The organism is Nocardia jiangxiensis NBRC 101359, from assembly GCF_000308615.1.
Taxonomy (GTDB): domain Bacteria; phylum Actinomycetota; class Actinomycetes; order Mycobacteriales; family Mycobacteriaceae; genus Nocardia; species Nocardia jiangxiensis.
Genome location: NZ_BAGB01000013.1, coordinates 290,393 through 313,904, shown reverse-complemented (window position 1 = coordinate 313,904; position 23,512 = coordinate 290,393). Strand labels below are relative to the sequence as shown.

At 64.9% G+C, this 23,512-nt stretch carries 24 protein-coding genes; 11 read left to right on the top strand and 13 right to left on the bottom strand.

Annotated elements, in window-relative coordinates; all coding sequences use genetic code 11:
- Window positions 1-90: 90 nt before the first annotated feature.
- Window positions 91-909 (top strand): SDR family oxidoreductase, encoded by an 819-nt coding sequence (locus tag ON40_RS05900; protein WP_040819200.1) that lies wholly within the window; start codon window positions 91-93, stop codon window positions 907-909.
- Window positions 910-991: 82 nt separating this feature from the next.
- Here ON40_RS05900 and ON40_RS05895 read toward each other — a convergent pair whose 3' ends face one another.
- Window positions 992-2,431, bottom strand: coding sequence for an NAD(P)H-hydrate dehydratase (locus ON40_RS05895; protein WP_040819571.1), 1,440 nt, complete (start codon window positions 2,429-2,431; stop codon window positions 992-994).
- Window positions 2,432-2,628: 197 nt separating this feature from the next.
- Between ON40_RS05895 and ON40_RS05890 the strand changes: the two genes are divergently transcribed.
- A complete protein-coding gene (locus ON40_RS05890; protein ID WP_083895428.1) occupies window positions 2,629-3,051 on the top strand; it encodes a plastocyanin/azurin family copper-binding protein in 423 nt (140 codons plus the stop codon).
- Window positions 3,052-3,055: 4 nt separating this feature from the next.
- On the opposite strand, the gene ON40_RS51125 is transcribed toward ON40_RS05890, so the two are convergent.
- Together ON40_RS51125 and ON40_RS05880 are read right to left on the bottom strand one after the other, a co-directional pair.
- A complete protein-coding gene (locus ON40_RS51125; RefSeq protein WP_040819198.1) occupies window positions 3,056-3,595 on the bottom strand; it encodes a transglycosylase SLT domain-containing protein in 540 nt (179 codons plus the stop codon).
- A 499-nt stretch (window positions 3,596-4,094) separates the two neighbouring features.
- A complete protein-coding gene (locus ON40_RS05880; protein ID WP_040819197.1) occupies window positions 4,095-4,586 on the bottom strand; it encodes a MarR family winged helix-turn-helix transcriptional regulator in 492 nt (163 codons plus the stop codon).
- A 136-nt stretch (window positions 4,587-4,722) separates the two neighbouring features.
- Here ON40_RS05880 and ON40_RS05875 point away from each other — a divergent pair, with 136 nt between their 5' ends.
- A complete protein-coding gene (locus ON40_RS05875; protein WP_040819567.1) occupies window positions 4,723-5,916 on the top strand; it encodes an MFS transporter in 1,194 nt (397 codons plus the stop codon).
- A gap of 48 nt (window positions 5,917-5,964) precedes the next feature.
- Here ON40_RS05875 and glmS read toward each other — a convergent pair whose 3' ends face one another.
- Window positions 5,965-7,830: a glutamine--fructose-6-phosphate transaminase (isomerizing) gene (glmS, locus tag ON40_RS05870; protein ID WP_040819194.1), complete on the bottom strand. Its 1,866-nt coding sequence runs from the start codon at window positions 7,828-7,830 to the stop codon at window positions 5,965-5,967.
- A gap of 294 nt (window positions 7,831-8,124) precedes the next feature.
- Here glmS and ON40_RS05865 point away from each other — a divergent pair, with 294 nt between their 5' ends.
- The 6 genes from ON40_RS05865 (at window position 8,125) to ON40_RS05840 (ending at window position 14,061) form a co-directional block, all read left to right on the top strand.
- Window positions 8,125-8,985 (top strand): dienelactone hydrolase family protein, encoded by an 861-nt coding sequence (locus ON40_RS05865; RefSeq protein WP_040819193.1) that lies wholly within the window; start codon window positions 8,125-8,127, stop codon window positions 8,983-8,985.
- A 235-nt stretch (window positions 8,986-9,220) separates the two neighbouring features.
- A complete protein-coding gene (locus ON40_RS05860) occupies window positions 9,221-9,553 on the top strand; it encodes a hypothetical protein (protein ID WP_157186214.1) in 333 nt (110 codons plus the stop codon).
- A complete protein-coding gene (locus ON40_RS05855) occupies window positions 9,550-10,818 on the top strand; it encodes a hypothetical protein (RefSeq protein WP_051192730.1) in 1,269 nt (422 codons plus the stop codon). The genes ON40_RS05860 and ON40_RS05855 overlap by 4 nt, the downstream gene beginning before the upstream one ends.
- Before the next feature lie 3 nt (window positions 10,819-10,821).
- Entirely contained in the window at window positions 10,822-11,472 is a 651-nt protein-coding gene (locus tag ON40_RS05850; RefSeq protein ID WP_040819191.1) for a hypothetical protein, read from the top strand.
- A 114-nt stretch (window positions 11,473-11,586) separates the two neighbouring features.
- Window positions 11,587-12,648, top strand: a complete 1,062-nt coding sequence (locus ON40_RS47930) for an RDD family protein (protein WP_157186213.1) — start codon at window positions 11,587-11,589, stop codon at window positions 12,646-12,648.
- Window positions 12,649-13,107: 459 nt separating this feature from the next.
- A complete protein-coding gene (locus tag ON40_RS05840; RefSeq protein ID WP_157186212.1) occupies window positions 13,108-14,061 on the top strand; it encodes a hypothetical protein in 954 nt (317 codons plus the stop codon).
- A gap of 54 nt (window positions 14,062-14,115) precedes the next feature.
- On the opposite strand, the gene ON40_RS05835 is transcribed toward ON40_RS05840, so the two are convergent.
- The 4 genes from ON40_RS05835 to ON40_RS05820 form a co-directional block, all read right to left on the bottom strand.
- Window positions 14,116-14,448: a rhodanese-like domain-containing protein gene (locus tag ON40_RS05835; RefSeq protein WP_040819188.1), complete on the bottom strand. Its 333-nt coding sequence runs from the start codon at window positions 14,446-14,448 to the stop codon at window positions 14,116-14,118.
- Window positions 14,449-14,495: 47 nt separating this feature from the next.
- Window positions 14,496-14,915 carry a MarR family winged helix-turn-helix transcriptional regulator gene (locus ON40_RS05830; protein ID WP_040819187.1) on the bottom strand — a complete coding sequence of 140 codons (420 nt, stop codon included), beginning with the start codon at window positions 14,913-14,915 and terminating at the stop codon, window positions 14,496-14,498.
- 57 nt (window positions 14,916-14,972) lie between these two features.
- On the bottom strand, window positions 14,973-15,629 hold the full coding sequence (locus ON40_RS05825; RefSeq protein WP_157186211.1) for a hypothetical protein: 657 nt from the start codon (window positions 15,627-15,629) through the stop codon (window positions 14,973-14,975).
- A gap of 68 nt (window positions 15,630-15,697) precedes the next feature.
- Window positions 15,698-16,957 carry a hypothetical protein gene (locus tag ON40_RS05820; protein WP_040819184.1) on the bottom strand — a complete coding sequence of 420 codons (1,260 nt, stop codon included), beginning with the start codon at window positions 16,955-16,957 and terminating at the stop codon, window positions 15,698-15,700.
- A 331-nt stretch (window positions 16,958-17,288) separates the two neighbouring features.
- On the opposite strand from ON40_RS05820, the gene ON40_RS51700 reads away from it, so the two are divergent.
- Complete coding sequence (locus ON40_RS51700; RefSeq protein WP_051192728.1) at window positions 17,289-18,131, top strand: YbaB/EbfC family nucleoid-associated protein; 843 nt, start codon at window positions 17,289-17,291, stop codon at window positions 18,129-18,131.
- Between the two features lie 60 nt (window positions 18,132-18,191).
- Here the strand turns inward: ON40_RS51700 and ON40_RS05810 are convergent, their stop codons facing one another.
- The 5 genes from ON40_RS05810 to ON40_RS05790 all read right to left on the bottom strand — a co-directional run bounded on the left by ON40_RS05810 (window position 18,192) and on the right by ON40_RS05790 (window position 21,714).
- Window positions 18,192-18,716 carry a hypothetical protein gene (locus ON40_RS05810; protein WP_040819182.1) on the bottom strand — a complete coding sequence of 175 codons (525 nt, stop codon included), beginning with the start codon at window positions 18,714-18,716 and terminating at the stop codon, window positions 18,192-18,194.
- 38 nt (window positions 18,717-18,754) lie between these two features.
- On the bottom strand, window positions 18,755-20,518 hold the full coding sequence (locus ON40_RS05805; RefSeq protein WP_040819181.1) for a hypothetical protein: 1,764 nt from the start codon (window positions 20,516-20,518) through the stop codon (window positions 18,755-18,757).
- 30 nt (window positions 20,519-20,548) lie between these two features.
- Window positions 20,549-20,884 carry a hypothetical protein gene (locus tag ON40_RS05800; RefSeq protein ID WP_040819179.1) on the bottom strand — a complete coding sequence of 112 codons (336 nt, stop codon included), beginning with the start codon at window positions 20,882-20,884 and terminating at the stop codon, window positions 20,549-20,551.
- A 203-nt stretch (window positions 20,885-21,087) separates the two neighbouring features.
- On the bottom strand, window positions 21,088-21,405 hold the full coding sequence (locus ON40_RS05795; RefSeq protein WP_040819177.1) for a DUF6802 family protein: 318 nt from the start codon (window positions 21,403-21,405) through the stop codon (window positions 21,088-21,090).
- A 114-nt stretch (window positions 21,406-21,519) separates the two neighbouring features.
- The gene (locus tag ON40_RS05790) at window positions 21,520-21,714 is read right to left on the bottom strand and encodes a PspC domain-containing protein (protein WP_040819176.1); all 195 of its coding nucleotides are present in this window, start codon (window positions 21,712-21,714) and stop codon (window positions 21,520-21,522) included.
- A 148-nt stretch (window positions 21,715-21,862) separates the two neighbouring features.
- On the opposite strand from ON40_RS05790, the gene ON40_RS05785 reads away from it, so the two are divergent.
- Window positions 21,863-23,509: an ABC-F family ATP-binding cassette domain-containing protein gene (locus ON40_RS05785; RefSeq protein WP_040819175.1), complete on the top strand. Its 1,647-nt coding sequence runs from the start codon at window positions 21,863-21,865 to the stop codon at window positions 23,507-23,509.
- The last annotated feature ends 3 nt before the right edge of the window (window positions 23,510-23,512 follow it).

Genomic DNA, 23,512 nt, shown 5'->3' with positions numbered 1-23,512 from the left:
CTCGGAGAAGCGCTTGCTTGGAGCACACTCCAGGTGCCTACCGTTGATCACGGGGCCGACAGACCCCGACCACTGACATGGAAGGTCACCATGAGCAAGGTTTGGTTCATTACCGGTGTGTCGCGTGGATTCGGCCGCGAGTGGGCGATCGCCGCGCTCGAGCGGGGCGATCGGGTCGCGGGAACCGCACGCGAGATGAGCACTCTCGACGATCTTACCGCCGCACATCCCGACACCTTCCTGGCGCTGCACCTGGACGTCACCGACCGGGATGCGGATTTCGCGGCCGTCCAGCAGGCGGCCCAGCATTTCGGGCGGCTCGACATCGTGGTGAACAACGCCGGTTACGGCCACTTCGGCATGATCGAGGAGCTCACCGAACAGGAGGTCCGCGCGCAACTGGAGACGAATCTGTTCGGCGCGCTGTGGGTGACGCAGGCGGCGCTGCCGATTCTGCGTGCGCAGGGCAGCGGCCACATCATCCAGGTGTCGAGCATCGGCGGGATCAGCGCATTCCCGAATGTGGGCGCGTACCACGCGTCGAAGTGGGCGCTGGAAGGGTTCTCCCAGTCGCTCGCCCAGGAGGTCGCCGATTTCGGCATTCACGTCACGCTGATCGAGCCGGGAGGTTTCAGCACCGACTGGGCCGGGCCGTCCGCCAAGCGCAGCACCCCGAATCCGGCATACGACGCGGTTCGCGACATCCGGGAGAAGCAGCGGGCCGCGCGCAGCGTCGGCGAGCCGACCGGCACCCGGGAGGCGATCCTGCAGATCGTCGACGCCGAGAAGCCGCCGCTGCGCATCTTCTTCGGCGTGGACCCGCTGGGCATCGCCACCGCCGACTACGAATCCCGGCTGGCGCAGTGGCGCGAATGGGACACGGTGTCCAAACTCGCCCAGGGCCAGTGAGACCCGCCCGGGTCCGGCTCGGGGCAACCCGCCCGGATCCGGCCCGGAACGCCGGGCCCGCAGGTCGGACAGGTGGCGGCCGCTATCCGATGCCGTAACTGCGCAGGGTCTGGATCGCCGGACGGATGTGCTGCAACAGCGGACTCGCCGAGATGGGAGCGCCTGGGCCGCTGGCAGATTCGGCGTACGCGGCGAGGTTGGCGGCCAGGGCATGGACTCGGGCGGCTGCCGCTGCGGCCCAGGACGGGTCGCGGCCGGCCGCCAGCAGTGCGCCGATGACGCCGGACAGCACATCGCCCGCGCCCGCGGTGGCGGCCCAGGAACCCCCCGCCTCGTTGATAAGGGTCGGGCGGCCGGGCGCGGCGATCAGCGTGGCCCGACCTTTCAGCAGCACCGTGACCTGCCACTTCTCGGCGAGATCGCGCACGGACGCCACCCGGTCCGGGCCCGGATCCGCGCCGGTGAGGCGGGCGAACTCACCGGCGTGCGGGGTCAGCACGGTCGGCGCGGCACGGCCCGCGATCAGGGTGGGATCGGCGGCAACGAGGGTCAGCGCGTCCGCGTCGAGGACGACCGGCAGATCCGTCGCGAGGATTTCCGAAAGTCGTTCACGGGCGAAGTCGTCGGTACCGGCGCCTGGACCCGCCACCCAGGCCTGCACTCGGCCGGTGGACGAGATCGTCTCGGCAGCAATGACTTCCGGAAAGTTTGCGAGCACCTCCGCCGCACCGGTACCGGCGTAACGCACCATCCCCGAGGTCGCCGCCACGGCCGCGCCGGTACACAGCACCGCCGCACCCGGATACGTCGCGCTCCCGGCGCAGATACCGGTGACCCCCTGGGTGTATTTGTCGTCGTACGGGCCGGGAACCGGCCACTGGGCACCGATCGAACCCGGTTCCAATGCGGCGAGTTCGGCCTCGGGCAGACGTAATCCGATGGGTACCAATTCGATTCGCCCGCACCAGGGCGCGGCGAGCGCGTGCACCGGTTTGTACGCACCGAATGCGACCGTCACATCCGCCCGAACGGCGGGCCCGTCCACCGCACCGGTGTCCGGATCCACACCACTGGGCAGATCCACGGAGATGATCGGAACGTCCACCGCCGCAACGAGCTCCGCTGCTCGCGGCCGCAGTGAGCCGTGTCCGGAGATACCGACGATCCCGTCGACCACGAGATCGGGCGAGCCGAGGTCCTCCCGGATTCGCCCACCCGCCCGCCGCAACGCGGCCAGCCCCAGCGCATGCGCCCGCTCGGGTGAAAGCAGCACCGCGGACACCGCGACCCCGCGCCGCCGCAGCATCGCCCCGGCCCACAGCGCATCGCCGCCGTTGTCCCCCGACCCGACCAGCAACGTCACCGAACGCCCGGCCACGCCGCCGGTCCGCTCGCGCAATTCCCCCGCGACGACATTCGCCAGCCCGTACGCCGCCCGCTGCATCGGCACCCCGGCCGCGACCCGCCCGAACAGCTCGGACTCGGCCGCCCGAACCTCATCGACCGGGTAATACCCGCGCACCGCCATCGTTCGCCTCCTGCCCACCGACCCCGGCACATCCGACGACAGCAGAGTACGCCGCGGCACCGACCGCACTGTCGATGCAACGAGACGCAACCGCTGCGCACCGGCCGTCAGCGGTCGGCGCGTAACGCGACGAACCGGACAACGGTGCTGCGGCGAACCGGGGGTTATCGGGCGGGGCTAGGCTGGGCGGCATGCCGATGGACTGGAGCCGCCGGAAAATGCTGCGTGCCGGATTCGGCGTCGCCGCACTCGCGGGAATGCTGCTGGTGAGCGGATGCGGTTCCGGGACAACGACATCCGCACCGACATCCGGTTCGGTGACCGGGTCGGAATCCTCGACCGCGGCGGCCGCGCCCGAGGGAGCGGTGACGGTCGAGGTGAAGAATATGAAGTTCGCACCCGACGCGGTCACCATCAAGGTCGGTGGCACCGTGACGTGGAACTTCGCCGATCGTTTCCCGCACGCGGTGCAGGGCATCGGTGACAGCGCGATGGGCATCAACAGCCCGATCTTCAATACGGGCAGTTGGAGTCACACCTTCACCGTGCCGGGCACGTACCGCTATCTGTGCCCACTGCACCCGGATATGCACGGCACCATCACCGTGCAGTAGCAGATCAGTACGCCGAGAACACGCGATCGATCGTGCCGTACCGGTGGGCGGCGTAGTTGCAGGCCGCGCTGATGTTGGCGACCGGGTCGTAGATGTCCCACGACGTGCCGTCCACGTGGTAGGCGCGGAAGGTGGGGTCGATGACCTGCATCAGGCCCTTGGAGGGGATGCCGCGGGCGGCGTTGGAGTCGCTCAGGTTGATCGCGCGCGGGTTGCCACCCGACTCCCGCATGATGTTGCGGTGGATCCCTTCGTAACTGCCGGGGATGCCGCGCTGCGACATGACGTACTGCGCGTTGCGGATCCAGCCGTCCAGGTTGTTCGCGAAGACCGGCGGAATCAGCTGAGGCAGCGGTTGCGGCATCGGCTGGAGGAACTGCTGCAGCTGGTTCTGCTGCGCCAACGGCAGTTGGTTCTGCAACTGCAGGGCCTGCTGCTGCAGTTGCTGCGGCACACCGGCGATGGGGGTCTGAGCGTTGGCCGCCACGGGTACGACCGCGACGGCGGCTAGCAGGGTCAGGGGGATCAGTTTTCGAAAGTTCATCTCGACTGTGTTTCTGACAGCGCGACGGTACCGAGAGCGCTCGGGATTCGACCTGGCGGCCGGAGCGTTCACCGCTACCTGTCCGTTTGTCGGTTGTGTTGTGGGAGTTGGCGATTCAGTTATCCGAAGACATGACGGATACGCGCGGTCTCACACCGGATCCGGAACCGGCGACTGCCGACGCGGCCGTGGCGACGAATGTCGCCGAAGCGGTCGTGTCCACCTGCTGGAGATTTGCTGGAAGCTCATCTCGGCAAGTCACAGAATGGTCGCGACAGATGAACGCAAGGTTAACGAAAAGACAACTAAACACACTTTCGAGAGTGACATATCTGACTCTCGGGCAGTGTCTGATAATGGATCACACCAGCGTGACCAGTGTGACAGCGATACGAAGCCGCCATGACCGGCCGCGCTACAGGATTGCGATATATGAACGGCTCGCGTTATCCGCCGGTGACCACGCGACCGAATCGAGCAACATCAACACGGCCGCCAGCTACCCCGGACGGTATTCGCGAGTACGCGCACCATGCACCGAGGAGGCGTTCAGTGCCTCGACCGCGGCGACCAAGGCAGACAGTTCGGGGTCCGCGGCCGCCTGCCGGAGAGCGCCGGACAAGGATTCGTCATGCGTGGGCCGCGCCTGATCGAGCAACCGCAATCCCGACGCAGTCACGTCGGTGTAGATCCCCCGACGGTCGTCGGGACACAGATAACGCTGCAGTAGACCGCGATCCTCCAACCGGGTGACCAGCCGGGTCGTCGCACTCTGACTCAAGGCCACCGCATCGGCGACCTGATTCATGCGCAGGTGCCCGCCCTGCCCGTCGTGCTGACGACTGAGCACCACGAGCAGCGAATACTCCCGGACGCTCAATTCGTGACCGACCTGCAGCGCGCGTTCGATATGCGCCTCGATCCGAGCGTGCAGCACCGACAGTGCGTACCAGCCATCGGCGAGACCGGTCAGGGCGGCGTCCGCGGTCATCGATTCCTCCTGCGTGCGGCGTTGTTTCTTCAGGATACCCCGCTTCCGAAATATACCGCGCTTGCAATTAACGCGCGTCTGCAACTATTGTCGACGCCTGTAATGCTTACCCGCAACACTCGTGGAGGCTCCACCCATGCCCCTCGCACTCCTGGCCCTGGCACTCGGGGCGTTCGCCATCGGCACCACCGAATTCGCGGTCGTCGGCCTGCTGCCCGATATCGCGAGCGGCTATCACGTACCGATCCCCACCGCGGGCCTGCTGGTCAGCGGATACGCCCTGGGCGTGTTGATCGGCGCCCCGATCATGACCGGACTCGGCACCCGCGTCTCCCGTAAGCGGATGCTGCTGATCAGCATGCTGTTACTCGTCGCCGGTAACGTATTGTCCGCTCTCGCACCGGTTTTCGGCCTGCTGCTGACCGGCCGCATCGTGGCCTCGCTGGCGCACGGCGCATTCTTCGGGATCGGGTCCATCGTCGCCGGAACGCTGGTGAGCCCGGATCGCCGCGCCGGAGCGATCTCGTTGATGTTCACCGGACTCACCGTCGCCACCGTCCTGGGCGTACCGCTGGGCACACTGCTCGGTCAGCATTTCGGGTGGCGGATCACCTTCTGGCTGATCGCGGCGGTCGGCCTGGTCGCCACCGTCGGGGTCGCGGCGCTGGTCCCCGATCAGGCCGCCCCGCGCGAGGCCCGGTTGCGCAGCGAACTGGCCGTCCTGGCCAATCCTCAGGTGCTGCTGGCCATGGCCATGACGGTGCTCGGCTTCGGGGGCGTATTCGCCGCGATCACCTATCTCGCACCGATGATGACCGAGGTCACCGGATACGCGGAGAGTTCGGTCACCTGGATCATGGTGCTGTTCGGCCTGGGCTTCCTCATCGGCAATCTGATCGGCGGCCGCTATGCCGATCGCCATCTGATGCCGATGCTCTACCTCACGCTCGGCACATTGACCGTGGTACTGGGCGTTTTCACGCTCACCGCGCACGACAAGATCACCGCCGCGATCACCGTCGTGCTGATCGGCGCACTCGGATTCGCGACCGTCCCGCCGCTGCAGAAACGCGTCCTCGATCAGGCCGCCGGCGCACCCACCCTGGCCTCGGCCCTGAACATCGGCGCCTTCAACCTCGGCAACGCCCTGGCCGCATGGCTCGGCGGCCTCGTCATCGCCGCCGGATTCGGCTACACCGCGCCCAACCGGGTCGGCGTCGTCCTGTCCGGCAGCGCCCTGGGCCTGGCCGTACTCTCGGGCGCCCTCGAGCGACGTTCCACCGCACAGGTCACCCCGGAACCCGAACCCCTTGCCGCAGTAGCCGATTGACCCGCGTCGAGCCGGGCCGCCGGACCACCCGCATCCGGCGGCCCGCTACTACTCGACCGTGACGGACTTGGCCAGATTGCGCGGCTTGTCGATGTCGTAGCCGCGGGTCTGGGCCACCTCAGCGGCGAAGATCTGCAGCGGGACCGTCGAGAGCAGCGGCTGGAAAAGAGTTGGGGCGACGGGAATTTCGATGAGGTGGTCGGCGAAGGGGCGCACGGTGTCGTCGCCCTCCTCGGCGATGACGATGGTGCTCGCGCCGCGCGCCTGGATCTCCCGGATATTGCTGAGCAGTTTGGAGTGCAGTACCGCGCGGCCCTTCGGCGAGGGCATCACCACGATGACCGGCAGCCCCTCCTCGATCAGCGCGATCGGACCGTGCTTGAGCTCACCCGCGGCGAAACCCTCGGCGTGCATGTACGCCAGTTCCTTGAGTTTGAGCGCACCCTCGAGGGCCACCGGATAACCGACGTGGCGGCCCAGGAACAACACCGTCGAGACATTCGCGAACCGACGCGCGATCTCCCGCACCTGGGGCGCGGTCTCCAGCACGCGCTCCACCAACGCCGGCATCGACTCGAGTTCGCCGAATTCGCGCGCCACCTCGTCCGGGTACTTGGTCCCGCGCGCCTGCGCGAGGGCAAGGCCGACAAGGTAATTCGCGGTGATCTGCGCCAGGAACGCCTTGGTGGAGGCGACGCCGATCTCCGGGCCCGTGCGGGTGTACACCACCGCATCGGACTCGCGCGGGATCTGCGCGCCGTTGGTATTGCAGATGGCCAGCACCCGCGCCCGCTGCTCCTTGGCGTGCCGCACGGCCTCGAGCGTGTCCGCGGTCTCCCCCGACTGCGAGATCGCCACCACCAGCGTGGACCGGTCCAGAACCGGGTCGCGGTAACGGAATTCGCTGGCCAGCTCCACCTCGACGGGCAGCCGCGTCCAATGCTCGATGGCGTATTTGGCGAGCAGACCCGCGTGATACGAACTGCCGCAGGCGACGACGAAGACCTTGTCGAACTCGCGCAACTCCTGATCGGCCAGGCGTTGCTCGTCCAGCACGATCCGGCCCTTGTCGAAGTGCCCGATCAGCGTGTCGGCGACCCCGGCGGGCTGCTCCTCGATCTCCTTGAGCATGAAGTAGTCGTGACCGCCCTTCTCGGCGGCGGCCAGATCCCAGTCGATGGTGAACGGGCGGGTCGGCACACCGGAATTGCCGTCGAAATCGGTGACGGTGTATCCGTCGGCGGTGATCACCACCGCCTGGTCCTGCCCGAGTTCGACTGCCTCCCTGGTGTGTTCGATGAACGCGGTGACATCCGAGGCGATGAACATCTCCCCCTTGCCGACGCCCACCACCAGCGGCGTCGACCGCCGCGCGGCCACGATCGTGCCCGGATGCGCGGAATGGGTGAACACCAGCGTGAACGCACCCTCGAGCCGGCGCAGCACGGCCAGCGCACTGGCGACGAAATCACCCGCGGTCGGACCCGAGTCGTAGGCGCGCGAAACCAGATGCACCGCGACCTCGGTATCGGTATCGCTGCGCAACTCCACCCCGGCGGATTCGAGCTCATGCCGCAGCGGCGCGAAGTTCTCGATGATGCCGTTGTGCACCACGGCAACCGCACCGGTCGCATCGCGATGCGGATGCGCGTTGCGGTCGGTGGGCGCGCCGTGCGTCGCCCATCGGGTATGACCCATTCCGGTGGTTCCGGCGAAGTTCGACACTCCGGCCTCGGCCAGCTCGGCTTCCAGATTGGCCAGGCGACCGGCCTTGCGTTCGACGGCGATCCCGCCCGCACCGTCCAGGATGGCCACACCCGCCGAGTCGTATCCCCGGTACTCCATACGGCGCAGCGCGTCCACGACGACGCCGAGCGCGTCCCGGTATCCCACGTAGCCCACGATTCCGCACATGGGGCACCAGCGTACTGGGGCGCAACCGGGACAGCGACAGGGCCGCGAGATGCGCTCGCGCGCGTGCCCGGCTGCGCTCGTTCGGTGCGGCAAAGGGGCACATTCGCTCGAGCGGCGCGGTCGTGGCGTGTCCGGGACCCGGGCGCGTCCGACGCGGGCAGCTGGAGGCGTCGAAGCTGTTCGGCCCGGGAAACCGCTGGCAGATGCGTTGCCGCCCCGGTCGATCGGCTCGACGACGACCCCGAGATCCGGCGAAACGCCGTTCGCGGACGGCTATCGGATAAATTCGACGTCGTGTCGGCGTCTGTGAAATCGCTCCTGAGCACCCTGGCCAGCCCCGGCCCCCACCGGGTCCTGCGCGGCAATCTCGGCATCGCCGGGCAGCCCGGGTTGGTGTTGACCCCGGAGACGGGTCTGAACCTGCCCGCCGTCGCGTTCGGGCACGGCTGGCTCACCGGTGCGGGCAACTATCGCAAGCTGCTCGAACATCTCGCCTCCTGGGGTTTCGTCGCGGCCGCACCCGACACCGAGCGCGGACCGATCCCCTCGCACCTGAACCTGGCCACCGACCTGCTCACCACCCTGGACATCTGCACCGGAGTGCGGCTGGGTGAGGGCAAGATCAGCGTTCATCCCGACAAACTGGCCCTGGCCGGTCACGGTATGGGTGCGGGCGCCGCGGTCATCGCGGCTTCGCAGCGCAAGGTCGCGGCCGTCGCCGCGCTCTATCCCGCGGTCACCGCCCCCTCGGCCGAATCCGTGGCGCCCGATATCGAATCCCCCGCTCTGATCCTGGGCGCCGGCGCGGAGCTCGACGAGGCCGGCTCCGATGCCGTCGCGCTGGCCGCCGCGTGGGGTGGTCCCGCCGTGCTTCGCTCGGTCGACGGCGCGTCTCGCAACGGCATCGTCCGGGGCCGCCGTGTCCTGGCCGCGCTGGGGGCGACCAAGTTCGAACCCAGGACCGAACGCCTCACTCGCGGCCTGCTCGTCGGATATCTCACCTACCAGTTGCTCGGCGACAAGAAGTACAAGGCGTTCGCCGAACCGGAAGAGGTGATCGCACGCACGGCGATCATCGATCCGCATGCGGTCGAGGAGTCCGAACCTCCGTCGAAGATGGAGCTGCTGCAGGTTGTCCAGCTGTTGCGCAAATAAGCGAACTCACCTGACGGACTGCATGATTCGCCCGCTTTGCCCGATTTCACACTGAGCGTCGTCGCGCCCCGGCCGTCGGCTGCACCATGACCGCCGATCGGCCGTCGCGCGATCGAGCCTTGCCCGAGCATGCCGAGATACCCGAATGCTATGGAACCGGAACGGTGTCGGAGACGTCCAAGTAAGCACTGAAGGCGTCGTACGTCTCGTGACGGAATGAAAAGGTGGCTCGGAATTGGCTGGTTTTCTCTCGGTGGACATCGAGGCACTGGGTAAAGCGGTGCAGTCGTTGCGCAACTCCGAACAGGTGCTGACCGATGCGATGAAGGCGATGGCGCAGGGCGGTCACGGCGATATCGGGCCGAAGGTGCTCAACGATGCCGCCGAGAGCTTCCAGCGCCGGTGGAAGTACGGGATCGAACAGATCGGCAAGTCGGCCACGTCCACCGCGGACGGCATCTCGCAATGCCACGACGCCTATCAGGAGGCCGATACCGCGTTCGCGCAGGCCCTGACACAGGCGAAGTCCGTCGTCGAGGGCACCTCCGGTACGGAGACCAAGGTATGAACCAGGCCAACCCGTACCCGAACATCGGCTTCAACCCGGTCCCCGGCACGCCCGACGACGTCTCCGGCCTGCGAACCGAGATCAACTCCGCGGGTGCGGCAGTCAAAGAGACCAACGATCTGCTCAAACGTCTCCGCAACAGCAACGACGGCATCTGGAAGGGCGACGCGGGCGACGCGTTCCGCTCCCACTTCGACAACACCCTCGCCCAGGATCTCGGCTACGCGCAGAACTCCCTCGAACGCGCCGTCACGGTCCTGGACGAATGGCACACCGGCCTGGTCGGCTACCAGGACACCGCCAAAACCCTGGAGACCGAAGCCGCCGAGGCCCGCGACAACCACGCCAAGGCCGTCACCGCCCTGCAACAAGCCAAGGCCAATCCGGACCTCGGCCTGGCCAATCAAACCTTCACCGACCAGAATGCCCTGGCCGCAGCCCAATCCCGCCTCGACACCGCCGAAGCCGCCGTCCGCTCCGCCGGCACCTCGGTCGACAACTACCAGGGCGCACTAGATTCCGTCATCCAGCGAGCCAAGGACCTGGAATCCGAACACGGCAAGCTCGCCCGCAAGGTCGCCGCCGAACTCGACGCCGCCGCAAAGGATTTCGCCCCCAGCGCCCCGAACCATCATTGGTGGGACAGCATCACCGATGCGGTGAAGGCGGTGGGTAAGTGGATCGACGAGCATCGCAAGGGATTACACGAGGCTCTCTCGATCATCTCCTCGGTGGCCGGATTGCTGGCTGTCGTCACTCCCCCGCCGATCGACGCCATCGCCCTGGGAGTCTCGCTTGCCGCGGGCGCGGGAGCACTCGCATTGGACGCGACCGACAAGGACATCCGCAACGCATTCCTGCACGGCAGCTGGTCGGACAAACTGAAGGCTGCCGAGACCGTCGGTGGCGACGCGATGAGCGTGATCCCCGGGGTGGGCGGTTTGGCCAAGGTCGGAAAGGTTGCCATGTTGGGTGATGCGGCTGGTGACGTCGGCCGATTCGAAGGTATGGCGCGAGCGTGGTCGGAATCCGCGCATGCCCCCGGATGGGTGAACAACAAGATGATCGGCGACGGTACCAACAAGCTTGCGACAGCGCTCAACAGCAGCGGTTTCACCGCGGGAACCCATACCGTTCTGCAGGCCATGAAGGTCGAGGGCGCGCATGCCACAGCCGATCCGGCAGTCGCCCTGAAGGTCTTCAAGGGGCTCAAGACTTCGGTCACCAAGATCGGGACCTGGGGATACAACGAGGCGACGGGCTGAGATATGAACATCACACCGAAACGTGAGATCGAGTATTCGATCGCGGTGGATATCCCACCCGGATACCATCCGCTCCCGCTCACAAATATCGACCAGGCCCTCCAGAATGCTGCGGGCCCGATCACCGATGCCGCTCCGGATTCGCTGAATTCGAGTGTTTCGGACGTATTGGGCGTGCTCGAGTTCTTCCTGAAGGCACTGGCGGCTCGCCGGACGGTGTACTGCGGAGTCGGCCGTCACTTGACCGAGGCGGGCGAACAGGTCACGTCGTGGATCACGATTTCACTTCTGCAGTGCGGAGATCCGCAGAATCCACGGCTGGTCGTACAGGACTTCGCGATGAACAAGCTGGCCCAGGAGCCCTCGGCCGTCGTCGAACCTATCGAGGCCAACGGCCGACCGATGCTGTTCTCGGAGTTCACGCGTCGGTTCCCCGCTCCTGACCTTTCGGCGTACGAGGGCAGATCCGACGACGTCACCGTCTTTCAACTCGAAGCGCTGGTCCCTTCGGATGACGGCACGAACGTGGCGGTTATCGAGTTCTCGACACTGGCGGTCGATTCCGGCCCGCTGTACGGCGAAATGCTGTTCGGAATGGCCACATCGATCGATTTCACCGAGCTGACGCCCGCGTACTCGAGTCTGAATCTTTAGCCGGGAGAGATGGTGAACCAAACCTTCAGTGGAGTCGATTCCGATCATCCGCCACGGGCGATAGATTGGCCTGCCACTCGTGCCGCGCTCGGGTATCGCCGGTTGTGGCTCTGGGTGGCAACCCTTTTCAGTGCCGCTTGTGGGCCGTTGGCCGTGGTCGCGGTGAACAAGTTCGATCAGCCTGGGATACACGGTGCGGCGAAGGCCGGTCGGTTCCTCCCCGGGCCGCTGTTCATCGTGTTCGTTTTCGGCTTGATGTTCGCGGTGACATTCTTGTGGATACATGGGCGACGGCGCAAGGCGTTGAAGCGGAATCCGTGGATGCGCTGGCCGATCAACTACATCTCCACCGGCCGTTACGAGTGGGTGGAACTTCTCGACGGGAATCGGCGGCCGGTGTCGGCGTTGATCCTGAACACCTGGTCGAATCAGATCGGCAAGCTGGTGAACCACAGGACCACCGAGATCTGGTTCGCGGGCGATCCGCGAAAGTACGGCATCATCTCGGTGAACGAGGGTGGCGGACCACTGCGGTATGCGTATTACTCCGCAGCGAGGCAGCCTCCGTCCTTCACCTACCGCGATCCAGGAGCCGATCAGCCGAGGTCATCCGGCGAGCCCGATGGGGGCGGATACGAGATGCAGCGGGAGAACGGCCGGGTCATGATGAAACGTCCCGGTGAGCCCGACGCCGAGGCGAAGCCGAAACGGCATGGTGCGCTGGATGATCCGGATTATCCGTCGCCGCGCAAGCTCAGGCGCGCACTCGGATTCGCACTCGACGTGCTCATCCATCTCGCAATCGGCGCGGCCGTCGCCTTCACGAAAGCGCCTGAGTCCGCCAAAGATGCTCTGCTACATAGCGATTGGCACCACGCCGTACCGATCGCGGTATTCACGGTCCTGGGCTTGCTGGCCGCCTCCTTCGTCAACCGCGTGATCATCCAGGCGATCGTCCACACCACACTCGGCAAAGCCGTATTCGGCCTGGTCGCACTTCGCCCCGACACCGGCCGATATCCGTCCTTCGGCAGGTTGCTCGCGATCTGGTTGATGGACCTGTACATCCCTCCCGCCTTCGTCGTCGCGTTCTGCTCACCCGCCGGCGATTTGCCCGGACCGGCCCGAATCGAGGACTACATCCTGACCGCGGTGCAGTGGCGCGACCGGCGCTGACCGAAACCGCCTGACGGCCACCGACTTTGCGATTTTTCCCGGCCGTACCCCGATCTTCCCCATGTTCTACACTCCGAACAGCATGTCGAGACGGAATTGTCCGTCTATGGGAGGGGAAAAATGTCAGGCGAGGTCCCGGCGCACGGTCGGCAGGGTGAGGACAGCGACAGCGACCCGAGGCAGGGGGCCGGATCGGCGCCGACGCCCTCCCCGGCGCAACCCACGGTGTGGTTCGGGCACAACGCGATCGGCGGCGAGCCGCAGCCGCCGACGTCTCGGCCGCAGCAACCGGGGGCGCAGCCGACGGGGATCCCGCAGCCACAGCCGAATTGGCTACAACCAGGGACACAGTCGGCGTGGCCACAGCAACCCGGGGTACAGCCGACCGGGCCGCAGCAGCCACCGGCACAGCCGACATGGCCGCAGCAACCGGGGACACCGCAGCCAGGCACGCAGCCGATGTGGCCACAGCAGCTGGGGTCGACCGGCCAACCGCCGCAGCAGCTTCCGACAGGACAGTCGCCACAGCAGTCTCCGACGGAACAGCCACCCCAGCAGTGGTCACCTGGGCAGCAGTCCCAGCAATCATGGCCGCAACAGCCGGTCGAGCAGTCCCGGCAGCAACAACCAGGCCAGCAGTCCTGGCAACAGCCGCCGGTACAGCAGCCGTACTACGTTCCGCCCCAGTCGGGCGGGGCAGGCAAGGTGATCGCCATCGTCCTGGGCTGCGTCGTTGTCGTCGCCTTGGTCGCGGTGATCGCGGTCGTCGCGAGTAATTCCGGCAGCCACGATTCCGCTTCCGCGCACTCGACCTCGTCCACCACGACCACGGACATCTGGGCCCCGACAACCACTTACTCGACTGCCCCGACAACACCGCCGTTCGACCCGAACACACTCGACGATGCCTCGACCGACCGGACCCCGTTCACCGCGGATGCCCTACTGGCCCAATCCTTCACAGATGCCAAAGGGGTGCAGTACAACCTGGTGGGCAGCGGTCCGCAGGCTTGCATCCAGGAATCCGATTCCGACAATGTGAAGAACGCGCTGCGCCAGAACAACTGCACCACGAATATGTCCGGGACCTACATCGACAGCGCCGAACACATCCTGGTCTCGGTGAATGTCCTGGTCTTTCCCGACACAGTGAATGTCAACCTCGCCTACAGCGCCCTGAAGGGAGCCACCCAGGACTGGGCAATCTGGTGTCCCACAACAGGAGTCGGCCACGCGGCCTGCAGCGGCGACATCGCGCGCGCCACCAAGTCCCAGTGGTCGTTGTCGAACCATCGGTACTTCATCCAAGCCACCGGCATCTACATCAACCTGACCCAGGACAGTAGCGTGGAGCCATGGGTAGACGCGGCCGCCGACAAGGCCGTCGATGTGGTCGGCCCCCAAACCCACTGAAGCGACCGGCCCCAGGGCGTCGACCGACGACGACCAGAGTCGCCGGAAGCCGCCTCAGGAGTCGGTGAGCGGACCGCCCGCGGCTCGCCACTGCACCAGACCGCCGCTCATATTGACCGCCTCGAATCCGTTCTCCACCAACAGATTCGCCGCGCCCGCCGATCGGATTCCACCGGTGCAGAAGGTGATGAGAAGACGATCCTCGGGAAGCTCGACACAGCGGTCCAGCAGCACTTCCAGGGGTGCGTGAACCGCACCGGGAATGTGCACCCGATTCCACTCGAACTGGCGGCGCACGTCCACCACGAGTGCGCCGCGCTCGACGAGCGAAACCGCCTCCGCGGCACTGACAGCCGGGGGCCGACGCAGATAGTGCCGGATACTCATACGTTCCGAGCCTTGCCATATTCCATAACCTTCAGCCTAACTGAAGGTTAGTCGGATGACGACAGCGCCCGCGTCATCTGCACCCGCAAAGCATCCGTCAGCTCCGGATTCTGCGCGGCGAACTCCACGTCGAGATCGACGACGAGAGCCGCGGCCCGATCCAGCACGGCAGCCCCCTCGGCCGTGACACTCAGCGTCGACGCCGCACCGGCATGCGCGGTCCCGTCATCGACCAGACCGGCCGCGACGAACCGCGCAACCGCGGTGTGCACACTCTGCACGGTGATCCGCGAACGTCGCGCCAATTCACTGAACGAGATCCCCGGCGTCCCGCGGATATGCCCCAACAGCCCGTACTGACGCGTCGTCAACCCGAGCGGCTTCAGACCGTCCGCAAGCCTCGCCTCCCACACCCGACTCAGCGTCAACAACATGATCGTGGGGCTGAACGGGGGCGCATCGGACATGCGTGCACGCTACCCCGCCGATCCCGAGCCATATCAGCTGATGCTGTCCCCCCTGATTTACTTGTTGTCGCCCGACGAGCGTGACCGACCCCGCTTCGGTCCACGCCAGTAATCCGCAGTAAACCCCTTTGCGAATTCGTTGACTCCCTTCATGGGATTCTTGCTCGTCTGCCCTTCCAGGAGGGCATAGCATGCCAGCACCATCAGGCGATTTATCTTCGGATCATGAACCGAGAAGCGGTATCTATTCGATACGCCAGCCGCCTTCGTCATTTCGAATCCAGGACTACCACTGCCGCGGAACCGATAGCGGAGTTGAACAACACCCCCCACGAAGTCACTGTTATCGATGACGCCGACGAGCGGAAGGTCCCTGATCTTTCCGAGCATACCCACCTGCTTGCCGACCAGTTCCACCATGTCGTTCTGCCGGAATGTTATATCGGCACCTGAATTCATATGACGGACATACTTGTAGTCCAGACCGCCGATCCGCACCCCATCCTTATCATAGGCCTGATTATTGACGATCGCCCCCGCTACGGTTTCCAGTCCAGGACCGACGAAGACCGTATACGGATTCATGAATTCATCATATTTGCCCGCCACCATTCGAGCGACCGGCTCGGAACCACCCGAGGAGTTGATATCGAATGTCACCTCACGAATCTTGTACGTCGGGACGACCTCGAAATCCGTTAAATCTTGAAACACTGCTCACACCTCTCCTTCCGCCCCAGAGTAGGGTAATCCAGTTCGCGCCAACCGAGCATCAGATACGTCTACGTCGCCGACGGCAGCATCGCAACCCGAGCCACACCGGCCGTCGGATCCCAACTACCGTCCTTCTCGAAATCGAAGCCCCGCTGCTCGACGTCGCTGATCAGACTTCCGGCAGTGGGCCAAGGGGAGTTATCACTCAATAGCGACTCGAGCTGCTTCTTCGCCTCGGACACCTTTTCCACGGTTTTCTTTATCCCGTTGTACACGGTGTAGATCTTATTTACGGCACTGAGCACAGCCTTTACGCGCTTGTATATCTTGATCGCGCGATAACCGGTCCATGCAGCGGCTACCACATCTGCAACCGGATCCTCCGGCCCCAATCCGATAGCCTCGATGGCTACGTCGCCCTCCACCGTCTTGGCAGCTTCCTTGGCAAGCTCGGTGATCTCGTTGGCGATCAACGAATCGATCTCCGAAACGATAATCTTCACGGCATCGACAACCAGGTCGTAGACTTCCTTGCAGACCTTGGCGAATTCTTTCGCAGCATCGCCGACCCCTCCGAGTCCCATGGTCCAGCGGAACATATACGCATCGAATGCTTCAGCGGTGTCACCGTTCCATTCACTGCCCAGCTTCCACGAGCCTTTGCGAAGGGTTCCAGCAACCGTATAACATGCATCACCAAGAGTGTCGTATGCATCGTGCAAGTACATCAACTGATCCCAGTCACCGAGCAGCGGTTTGAACAGCTGTTCGATAAAACTGTGACCCGTGACCATTTTGTAGGCTTTGTCGGCAATCCATATGAGCCCACCCCCGCCGGTGCCCTTCTTATCACTTCCATCCACGCTGATGCCGTGCTTTGCAGCCAAGGTACCGACAAGCCCCTTGGATATAGTTTTCGGCTTGTCGGGGGCCTTCAGATTCACCGCCTCATCGGTGAAGTTTCCGAGTGTGGAAGATCCGGGTACGGACGATACGTCGAAGGAAATGCCAGGCGAGTCCGGTATAATCTTGGCAATTGCCGTGGCATTCTTTTCATCCTCGCTCCGCAACTCCTTATCGACGGTCGTGACCTTGTCTTTCACCGTCCCCATACCGATCTGACATTGCTTCAGCTTGCCACCGAGGAGCTGAGCAACCTCCGGAACGATGGGTTTCACAGCAGACAACAGCCCGTTCAAACCATCGGTATCGGAACATTCCTTACCGGCCCAGGCAACCATCGGCGCCAGATGTTCCCCCTGCTTGGATACGAGACCGGTAAAGGCCGTGAAGTCATCTGTGGGCGGGACATTCAATGTGTCGGCCACAACCGACCCCCTTCGAATTCTCGAAACTCGACGCTGCCATCCGGTCGCGACGAGCGACCTCGACCAAGCCGGTATGGCCTGCGAAACCCCCGGTCGACGACACATTCAACGCTGTGGTCATGCGCGCCCCCCTCGAGTCTCTGGCGTATCGGTCGGTAGGTTACCGGACCATCGGTACGGCCCGCATGCCCACTTGGACGCATGGGAACCTGCTTCGGTTCCCTCGACTTCCGATGTTGCACAGGGTGTTTCCGATCACCGCAGCTTGTCGCCCGGCCTGTTGCAGCCGGGGCTATCATCGAGCGGAGCAAACGAGGGTGTGGGAGTTCCGATGGGCGAAAAAGCCGACTTCGAAGCGAGCGATTTCGATGCGATCCTTGCCGAGATCGACCGGAAGGAAGCGGATCTGAAGGCTGCCCAGCGGCAGCTCGCGGACGTCACCGCGAAGGCTCGGTCCGCAGACGGGCTGGTCGAAGTTACGGTGAGCCCGACAGGTGCGGTCACCGCAGTCACGCTGGCCCCCGAAACCTTCCGTCGCAGCACGCCGCAATACCTGGGCCGTTCGGTGGTCGAGGCGGCGCAGCAGGCCACCCGGCAGGTTCGGCAGAGCGCGAAGGCAGCGGCAGCACCGCTCGCGGAAATCGGCAGGGAGCTCGGCGAGGCCATCGACGAGCCTCGAACCACCCACTCCGCCAACGCATCCGCACCGGCCGCAGAACCGGGCGTGGAGGTGGCATCGACCGATCACACGGCCCGCGTCGGCGTCGACGCGCTGGGAATCGTTGCGGTCGTGCATATTTCACCCGATGCCTACCGCGGCGGCACCGTCGGCAAACTGGCGGGCGCGATCACCGAAGCCGCCGAACGCGCGGCCCGCCAGATGTACGAAACCCGCATGGACGCAGTCGAATCGGAAATGGACCTGACGGATATTCCGAATCTGGAGGAGTTCTTCCCCGTCCCCCAGGAATCGGATCAGGACAGTCCCCTGACCCCCTCGACTCCGCCCGTCACTCCTGCGCCACCGGCCCCGCGCACTGCACCCGCACCCCCGGCGTCGGTGAACCGGATCATCCCGGGCACCCGCAAACCCAACCGCGATCAGGTCGTCGGACCGTCCGATTGGGACGAAGACGACGGCTACGGCCAGCCTCGGCAATCCTGGATGGTCTGATCCACCGGATCGGCGGGCCATCCACTATCCGGCCCGAGCCGCGACGTTCCGGTCTGCGGCTCAGACCAACCAGCTCTTGCGGCGGTAGTACTCGTCGTCCTCGTCTTCGTCGTCGACCGGACGGACCATGTCGTTGGCCTTGCGGAAGGCGGCGGCGCGGGCGATGGCGGCGCGTTGTTCGCGGAGTTCGGCCTCGCGACGTTCGGCTTCGGTGAGTTGTTCGGTCGGCTCGCGGTTTTCGCGGGATGGCTCGTAGCGCTGCTGGATCGCGGGGTCGTTGGCCCTGCGCACGGGTGCGGTTCGCAGCGCCGCGCGTTGTTGCTGCGCTTGCGCCTCGCGGCGGGCCGCTGTCTCCTGCTGTTCACGGGCTTCGGATGCTCGGTGGGCGTGTTCCTCGTCGGCTGCGGACCGGACGGCTTGTTCGCGCTCGCCACGTTCGCGGGCCGCTTCCGCGGCGAACCGCTCGGCGCATGCCTGAGCATTGCGCTCGGTCTGGAGTTTGGCCTCGTCCAGCTCCTCCATCAACATCGACATGCGGCGGCGGTTCTCCGCGCCGATGCGCTCGATTTCAGCGGCGTAGTCCACGATTTCGACACTCCGTGTTCAGTCGGTACCTGCGTAGATCACAGCGGGCCCGCCTCGGAAAGCTCTGCGCCACTGTCGAACGGCTTCGTCGGCGAAGGGGTGGTCTGATTCTCGGCCTGGTCGGACTTGGACTGGTCCTTCTGGGTAGCAGTTCCAGGGTTGACGCTGGTCCCGCTGTCGACACTCGGCGTCTTGTTCTCGGTCTGCTCGGTGGCGGAATTCTGCTCACTCGAGCTGTGATTGCTCGCCTGACTGCCGGAGTCCGAGGATGCCGAAGACGAACTACCCGATGCGCCTCGAGATTCCGAGGCGCTCTGCGAGCCGGAAGAGCTGTGCGAATCCGACGTGCTGTGAGATCCGGACGCGCCCTGAGTATCCGAAGTGCCGTGCGGGCCCGACGCCCCGTGGTCCTCGGTGGAGATGACGGGCATCCCGTGCTCGTCGAACTCGAGCGTGTAGGTCTTGTCCTCGCCGGCGGAGTCCGAGAGATCCAGCGACAGACCGCCCTGCGCGCCGAGCCCGAGCTTCACATGCTTTCCGGCGACATCGAATTCGGCTACGGACTTCTCCGAGGCGCCCGATGCGCCGCTGGCCGACTTCAGGACGCCGTCGATGCCCTTCTCGATCTGCCCGGACAGTGCGCTGATCGCGCTCTCGCCCTGCGTCACAACCGAATTCATCGCAGTTCCCAGGCCGTTCAATGCCGAGGAGGCGGTGCTGGTCAGGGAACTGGCTTGACTCGCCAGGCTCGAGAGTGTCGTGCTCAGGTTGGAGTTGTTGCTGTTCGAGTTGTTGGTGTTGGTACTCGTGGGTGACGTGGTTGTCGTCTTGTCCCCCGAATCCGTCGTCGATGCGGTCGTTGTCGACTTGGAAGGGGAGGGGGAAGGCGATGGTGACGGAGAGGGGGAAGGTGAGGGCACCGACGTGGTCGCCGGGCGAGGATACCTGGTGTCGTGCACCGCGTTCATCGCGTCGGTGACGAGTTTGTAACTTTGATTGATCGTATTATCGGCAGTGGTACACGCACTATCGAAAATTCCCAGCTTGGCATCCAGCTCAGGCTTGAATATCTTGTCCATCCAGTACTGTGCCGATATCTGGGTTATTTTTCCGGGATCTTCGGAAATATCATTCTCATCGTCAGCCTGTTTCTTCGACCAATTGTCGCCACCACGATCTACATTCGGAAGAATTGCGCGATCAGCAAACCAGCCATCAAGAGCCTCAACCTGCTCCTTACTGACCCACTCCCTGGCTTTACAGATATCGATCAGCATCTGAATATCGCTGGGACTTCTCTCATCGATCTCGAACTTCGGCTTACCGCCGTCCAGCTCCGGAATGTGGTAGACGACGGACGCCTTGTCGACAACTGCGTCATGCACCTGGGTGATCACGGCGGTCATCGCATCGACGGCCTGCTGCGCGGCCTCGATATCATTCCCCGCGTACTTGACCTGATCGGCAACCATCGCGTGCGCGGTCGACGATGTCGAACCACCGCTCCACACCTGCTGGAGACGAGTGGCGCAGTTCTGTTGCGTCTGCAACTGAGTCTGCGCCTCTTCCAGGGCGGTCGACAAAGCATCGCGAGTCCCCGCAAGTTTCACCAGATTCATGCCACGCTGCTCGTCGTAACGAGCCTCGAGTTCTCCCTTGGATTCGTAAGGACCGGTATACATCTGCGTATACAACGGATAAAACTGCACGAAGTACTCGATTCCCCCATCGGCACCCCAGTTCAGAATATCATCTACGGACTTCCCCGCATTGGCCGTACGCTCGGCGTCGCTCGCTCCCATTATCTCGCCTACACTCCCCGTCCGTAGACCCTATTTATCGACATTGGATATCTGATCGGCGTTGTACCCATCGGTCCATCCGTATGCGATCGCCGATGATCCGAGCGAATTGGCCGTAGCGGTAGTGGCGTCACTCCAGTGCTTCAACCAATCGGCGATGTGCTGGAGTCCATCGTGGATCGCGGTGCCCTGCGCAACGTAGGCGCGCCCCGCCTCACACTCCGCGCCGTTGCGTCCCATGCCGAACAGATGATCCGGACTGCTCACCGCCTTGGATTGATTGGCGACGGTCGTCGCCGAATCCTTCATATGGCCGGCAAGTTCGGCCAGATCGTCCGTACTGACGTCCAACGGTGCGTTTGCCATCGCTGCATCCCTCCACTCCCCGACCGGTCGTCGCAAAATAGCCCCGCCGATCCTTCGGCCCGCGAGCGCCCTATCCAGTTGGACGTACGCGACGTACGAACGGTTCCCGTCCGATCATAGGAGTCGGCGATACGAACAGGTCCGGCAATCCATCCCCGCCAAGCGAATAAGGTCGGGTGGAAACACGAACCCGCTGCGCGGGCTCAGTGCTTGTGATCGCCCAGGTGCCCCTGATCGGTGCGCACCCATTCGGTCGTGCCGTCGGGGTTGTGGTGGAACTCCCACGCCGAATAGTCGCCGTCGTTGTCCACGGCGGTGAGGTGGTCGGCGAAGCCGTCGTGGTCCATATCGCTCCACACGTCCACCGAGTGCGGGCCCTGGACTGTTTCGGCATCGGGGATGTGGTCGCCGTTGAGATCCTGGGTGGGGTGGTGGAGCTCGATGGCGCCGAGGCCGCCGAGATCGGAATGCGCATCGACGTCCGGCATGTCCAGGCCTGGCAGGTCGCCCGAATTGACCATGTACAGCTCCTCGGATGGGGGTCCGGCAGGGAAGTGGTTCCATCCTGTCATCCCACACACCCGCGGCGCATCCGCCTTCTCCTCGTTCCTGTGGATAACTCGCCGATGTCGGCCTCACTCCTTCGGAATGACCACCCACAGCACCAGGTAGATCAGGAACTGCGGTCCGGGCAGCAGGCACGACAGGATGAACAGCAGGCGGACGAGAGTGGCGTTCCAGCCGAAGTATTCGGCCAGGCCACCGCAGACGCCTCCGATCCAGCGATCGGTACGGGAACGGGTCAGGCGGCGCATATCACTGGTTGTCATATCTCCACTGTGCCGTCCGAGCACCCGAACGCACATCGGGACCAGGACCGATGCGCACCCTGATTTCCCCGGGCCCGATCTCGGGGTGCAACCCCGAGCACGGCAGACTCATGAAGGTGAACAAGCTTGTCAGCCGAGGACGACGGTCGTGACCGCGACGCTGCACGCCCGCAGCCTGTCCGCCGGACACGGTGAACGCGTCCTGTTCAGCGATCTGGATCTGATTCTGGCGCCCGGTGACGTGATCGGGCTGGTCGGTGTGAACGGGGCCGGGAAGTCGACACTGTTGCGGATGTTGTCCGAAGGCAACGCGTCCGAGGGGCAGATCTCGTTGAGCCCGCCCGACGCGACGGTCGGCTATCTCGCGCAGGAACCCGAGCGCGCGCCCGGGGAGACCGTACTGGGATTCCTGTCCCGGCGCACGGGAGTCGCTGCGGCACAGCAGATCATGGACACCGCCGCCGAACGCCTGGCCGAAGCTCCGGACGACGCGGACGATTATTCCGCCGCCCTGGAACGCTGGCTGGCGCTGGGCGGTGCGGATCTGGACCAGCGGGCGCAGGAGGTGGCCGCGGAACTCGGCCTGATCGAGAGCCTGCCGCAGGGGCTGGACACCCCGATGACGGGTCTGTCCGGCGGACAGGCCGCGCGGGCGGGTCTGGCCTCGGTGCTGTTGTCCCGCTTCGACATTCTGCTGCTGGACGAGCCGACCAACGACCTGGATCTGGACGGGCTGGCCCGGCTCGAGCGCTTCGTCTCCGGGGTGCGGGTGCCGCTGATGGTGATCAGCCACGATCGAGAGTTCTTGGCGCGCACCGTGAATCGCATCGTCGAGCTGGATCTGGCGCAGCAGCAGGTCGGGCTGTACGACGGCGGCTACGAGTCCTATCTGGCCGAGCGCGAGATCGCCCGCCGCCACGCCCGCGAAGCCTACGAGGAGTACGCGGACACCAAAGAGGGTCTGCAGGCGCGCGCGATGACGCAACGCAACTGGCTCGAACACGGCGTCCGCAACGCCCGCCGCAAGGCCAAGAACGATTCGGACAAGGCGGGCCGCAAGATGCGCGCGGAATCCACCGAGAAACAGGCCTCGAAGATGCGCCAGACCCAGCGGCGCATCGAACGTCTCGAGGTCGTGGAGGAGCCGCGCAAGGAGTGGGAGCTGCGGATGGAGATCGCCGCGGCCCCGCGCAGCGGCTCGGTGGTCGCCACCGTCACCGGCGCGCGCCTCACCCGCGGCGATTTCACGCTGGGACCGGTTACCGCCCAGGTGGATTGGGGCGATCGCATCGTGCTGACCGGCGCCAACGGATCCGGTAAATCCACTCTGCTGGCCGTGCTGCTGGGCAAGATCGCGCCCGACACCGGAACCGCGACACTGGGTTCCGCGGTGGCCGTGGGCGAGATCGATCAGGCCCGCGGCCTGTTCCGCGGAACTGCCTCGCTCGCGGAAACATTCGGCGACCAGGTGCCCGATCAGCCCGAGGCCGAGGTCCGCACGCTGCTGGCCAAATTCGGGCTGCGCGGGCCGCATGTGTTGCGCGCCAACGACACCCTGTCCCCCGGTGAACGCACCCGTGCCGCCCTGGCCCTGCTCCAGGCGCGCGGGGTGAACCTGCTGATCCTCGACGAACCCACCAACCACCTGGACCTGCCCGCCATCGAACAACTCGAGCAGGCCATCGAATCCTTCACCGGCACACTGATTCTCATCACCCACGACCGCCGCATGCTGGACACCGTCCGGGCGACGCGACGGTGGCGGATGACCGACGGGCAGCTCACCCAGGACTGATCC

Excerpts from the sequence above, each read along its gene's own strand:
- ON40_RS05900 (WP_040819200.1), top strand. The coding sequence starts at position 91 with ATGAGCAAGGTTTGGTTCATTACCGGTGTGTCGCGTGGATTCGGCCGC.
- ON40_RS05890 (WP_083895428.1), top strand. The coding sequence starts at position 2,629 with ATGCCGATGGACTGGAGCCGCCGGAAAATGCTGCGTGCCGGATTCGGC.
- ON40_RS51125 (WP_040819198.1), bottom strand. The coding sequence starts at position 3,595 with ATGAACTTTCGAAAACTGATCCCCCTGACCCTGCTAGCCGCCGTCGCG.
- ON40_RS05880 (WP_040819197.1), bottom strand. The coding sequence starts at position 4,586 with ATGACCGCGGACGCCGCCCTGACCGGTCTCGCCGATGGCTGGTACGCA.
- ON40_RS05875 (WP_040819567.1), top strand. The coding sequence starts at position 4,723 with ATGCCCCTCGCACTCCTGGCCCTGGCACTCGGGGCGTTCGCCATCGGC.
- glmS (WP_040819194.1), bottom strand. The coding sequence starts at position 7,830 with ATGTGCGGAATCGTGGGCTACGTGGGATACCGGGACGCGCTCGGCGTC.
- ON40_RS05855 (WP_051192730.1), top strand. The coding sequence starts at position 9,550 with ATGAACCAGGCCAACCCGTACCCGAACATCGGCTTCAACCCGGTCCCC.
- ON40_RS05850 (WP_040819191.1), top strand. The coding sequence starts at position 10,822 with ATGAACATCACACCGAAACGTGAGATCGAGTATTCGATCGCGGTGGAT.
- ON40_RS05840 (WP_157186212.1), top strand. The coding sequence starts at position 13,108 with ATGTGGCCACAGCAGCTGGGGTCGACCGGCCAACCGCCGCAGCAGCTT.
- ON40_RS05835 (WP_040819188.1), bottom strand. The coding sequence starts at position 14,448 with ATGAGTATCCGGCACTATCTGCGTCGGCCCCCGGCTGTCAGTGCCGCG.
- ON40_RS05830 (WP_040819187.1), bottom strand. The coding sequence starts at position 14,915 with ATGTCCGATGCGCCCCCGTTCAGCCCCACGATCATGTTGTTGACGCTG.
- ON40_RS51700 (WP_051192728.1), top strand. The coding sequence starts at position 17,289 with ATGGGCGAAAAAGCCGACTTCGAAGCGAGCGATTTCGATGCGATCCTT.
- ON40_RS05805 (WP_040819181.1), bottom strand. The coding sequence starts at position 20,518 with ATGGGAGCGAGCGACGCCGAGCGTACGGCCAATGCGGGGAAGTCCGTA.
- ON40_RS05800 (WP_040819179.1), bottom strand. The coding sequence starts at position 20,884 with ATGGCAAACGCACCGTTGGACGTCAGTACGGACGATCTGGCCGAACTT.
- ON40_RS05795 (WP_040819177.1), bottom strand. The coding sequence starts at position 21,405 with ATGGTCAATTCGGGCGACCTGCCAGGCCTGGACATGCCGGACGTCGAT.
- ON40_RS05790 (WP_040819176.1), bottom strand. The coding sequence starts at position 21,714 with ATGACAACCAGTGATATGCGCCGCCTGACCCGTTCCCGTACCGATCGC.